This window comes from Micromonospora sp. ATA51 (assembly GCF_016802855.1).
Lineage (GTDB): Bacteria > Actinomycetota > Actinomycetes > Mycobacteriales > Micromonosporaceae > Micromonospora > Micromonospora sicca.
The window spans coordinates 1-2,812 of record NZ_JAEVHJ010000520.1 but is presented as its reverse complement, the minus strand read 5'-3'; the positions used below and the strand labels follow the sequence as shown (position 1 = coordinate 2,812).

The window sequence follows — 2,812 nt, the reverse complement described above, 5'->3', positions numbered from 1 at the left end:
CTGCCTGGCGGCGGCCGACCAGCTGCTGCGCGGCGCCGGCGCCCTCGGCGCGACCGCGGTGACCGGCGGCTGGTGGCCGCGGCGTGCGCCTGCCTGATCCGGCTCGCGCTCGAAGGCGGCATCGACGCCTACTGGCGGCAGGTCAAGCCGCCGGTCGCCTCGTGCCGGCAGGGCCGGGCCAAGCAGCTGATGCTGCGCGGCCGGCTCGGGCCCGGCATCGGCGTCGCCCGCCGCGTCGCGTTCACGTGGGCGACCCTGTCGACCGCCGCCCACCACCACTGCTACGAACTGGCGCCGACGGCCGCCGAGCTGCGTCGCCTGCACACCGAGGTGAGCGTCCTGCTCACCCAACTCGACCGAAGAACGGACCCCGAACGATGACGTACCCGCAGCCCGGCCCCGACCCCACCCGCCCGCAGCCGCCGGTCTCCGGCGTCCCGACGCTGTACCCGCCGGTGTCCGCCGTTCCCGGGCCGTACCCGCCGGCGTCCGGACCGCCGGGCCCGTACCCGCCGGTCTCGGCCGGGCCCTACCAGCCCGGCGGCTACCCGCCGGCGGTGCAGCGGATCGCCGTGCAGCCGCCGCTGACGTCTGGGATGGCGACGGGGTCGCTGGTGCTCGGGATTCTCGGCGTGCTCGGCGGCTGGTGCCTGTTCGGGCTGCCCTGCATCCTGGCCGTCATCCTCGGCCACCTCGCCCTGCGGGAAACCCGGGACGGCAGGAGATCGGGGCACGGCATGGCGGTCGCCGGTCTCGTCCTGGGCTACGTGTTCGTCGGCCCGATGATCGCCTTCACGGTCATGGTCTTCTTCGGCAGCGTCGTGGGCGCGGCCACCCCGACCCCGACTCCCTGACCCCCGCCCCCGAGCCGGGCAGTACGACACCGGCCGCCTCCGCGGCCGGTCAGGTAGGCGCCACGAGGCGCCGGAAAGACAGGTGCGCCATGTTCCAGGAGAATCGCCGTCGCGCGGTGCCCGACCGGTCCGTTGAGTTGTCCCGCGAGGACACGGGCTGGGTCATCACGGCCCGGTGGCACAGCGACGTCGGACCGGCCGGCATCAACGGACCGGACGAGGTCGTCATCCGGGTCGCCGATGACGCGGCGCCCGAGGTCCGGGAGCGCGGCATCACGTCGGCGGTCCTGCACCCGATGGGACGGCAGGTCGACGACATGGTGGCCGAGTTCCACGTGCTGCCGAGCGTCGGGGCGTACCAGGTGATGGTGCGCCGCTACATCGAGGGCCGGCTCGCCGAGCTCGCCCGGGAACGGGGTGCGGAAGCCGACGGCTTCGAGTCCGACCTGCTCGCCGTCTTCGTCGACCTGGCCGGTCGCGGACACGCCGACCCGCTCGGGTCGCTCGCCACGGCGACGGGCAGGTCGCAGGAATCCCTCAACTCGCTGCTCGACGTCGCCCGTAAGCGCAACCGTCACTACCGGCGCTCCGAGTGATCGACGCGGCCGCTCTGACCTCGGTCCCCGCGCCCTGGTTCGGCTACCCGTCTCACGTGCCGCGATCCAATCACTCGCCCTGGTCGAGCTGGACGCTGCCATACGGCGACCAACCAGAGGAGCGTTAATGACCCGTCAGCCGGTTCCCCGGCCGTGGAGCGTGCGATAGCCAAGGTGCAAGATGCATCGCCCCGCTGGGCTTGCTGTTCGCAACTTCTCAACTCAGATAGGACCACAATGGGCTGGATCAACAACGCCAAGGCCAACGAAGCCGGCAAGCATGCCCGGGAGTCGCTCGCAAAGGGCAACCACATCCTGGTCTACAAGATCATCGAGGCGACCACGAACAGCCGTGTAACTGCGCCCATGAGCGGCGTCGCCGAACAGATTCAGGCCATTGAGGCGGAAGGATGGATGCTGGCCAACATGGCCGCCGCCGAAGGCAAGGCCATGACCAGTGAGCGGACAGCGCTCGTCTGCGTTTTCCGGCGGCGCTGAGCGGGGGTCAACACGTCTAGGTTCGGCCGAGCGGGCCAGGCTCAGCGGGCTTCTTGGATGTCGGCGCGGTGTTTGTAACGGATGCGGAGCCGCTTGAAGTCGCGGGGCAAGGCAGAGCCGCGTTCGACGATTCACTGCCGCCGGCCGAGGCCGGAGCCGTACGGGTGACCGCAGCGGGCGATGACCACACCTCTTCTGCAACCTCATGGCCCCCTCCCCGACCCGCGCTGACCGGCGAGCGCGGTCCATCCCGGACTTGGGGACCTTGGCCGACCTTAAGCGGCAGCAGCCCGACACCGAGACAATGCCGGCCAGGCCCGTAGTGCGATTGCCCACGATTCGCAGGGCGTACGGGCGACGGTCAGGGCGTCTTCGAGGACCAGGCGGCCAACACGGCCCAGCGCCAGGCCGCCGCAGGAGGCCGCAGGAGCACGCTTGTCAGACTGGACCGCACGCGTCCGTCCAGGCGATGGCCGCGTCATCGAATCCGCCCGTTGACGCGGCCGGCGCCGCCAAGACCGACCTCACTCAGGAACTTCCGGTCGAACTCCGCGACCGTGTAGAGGGTCGCGGAGCGCAAGGTCAGGGCGCTCCCCCACCGACTCAAAGGCCCCGCAGCGCTGCCTCGACCCCGGACCGCATCACGTCTCCGACGTCGCCACCCTCGACGTACAGGGTCACGGTCACCCCGGGGTGCAGGGCGACGGGGAAGCTCGGGCTCAGCGGCGCCAGCAGCCCGCCAGCTTGGTCCGCCCCGTCTTGGTCCACTGAAGTGATCTCAACAAGATTTGGTTAGGTATCGGTATTCGAAGTGGGTGAGATGGAGCGCGGCGCGGACGACGTCGCCGGTTTTTCGTGGGCTGG

At 70.7% G+C, this 2,812-nt stretch carries 5 protein-coding genes; 4 read left to right on the top strand and 1 reads right to left on the bottom strand.

Features of this window, described 5'->3' with window-relative positions; genetic code table 11:
- The first annotated feature begins 72 nt into the window (after positions 1 to 72).
- From JNW87_RS37055 to JNW87_RS37040, 4 genes are all read left to right on the top strand, one after another.
- Entirely contained in the window at positions 73 to 381 is a 309-nt protein-coding gene (locus tag JNW87_RS37055; protein WP_238455325.1) for a hypothetical protein, read from the top strand.
- Positions 378 to 854: a DUF4190 domain-containing protein gene (locus tag JNW87_RS37050; protein WP_238455324.1), complete on the top strand. Its 477-nt coding sequence runs from the start codon at positions 378 to 380 to the stop codon at positions 852 to 854. Before JNW87_RS37055 ends, JNW87_RS37050 begins: the two co-directional genes overlap by 4 nt.
- 89 nt (positions 855 to 943) lie before the next feature.
- Positions 944 to 1,450 (top strand): hypothetical protein, encoded by a 507-nt coding sequence (locus tag JNW87_RS37045; protein WP_109806091.1) that lies wholly within the window; start codon positions 944 to 946, stop codon positions 1,448 to 1,450.
- Positions 1,451 to 1,687: 237 nt separating this feature from the next.
- A complete protein-coding gene (locus JNW87_RS37040) occupies positions 1,688 to 1,948 on the top strand; it encodes a hypothetical protein (RefSeq protein WP_109806092.1) in 261 nt (86 codons plus the stop codon).
- A 603-nt stretch (positions 1,949 to 2,551) separates the two neighbouring features.
- On the opposite strand, the gene JNW87_RS37035 is transcribed toward JNW87_RS37040, so the two are convergent.
- A complete protein-coding gene (locus JNW87_RS37035) occupies positions 2,552 to 2,716 on the bottom strand; it encodes a hypothetical protein (RefSeq protein ID WP_161558029.1) in 165 nt (54 codons plus the stop codon).
- Positions 2,717 to 2,812 lie beyond the last annotated feature (96 nt).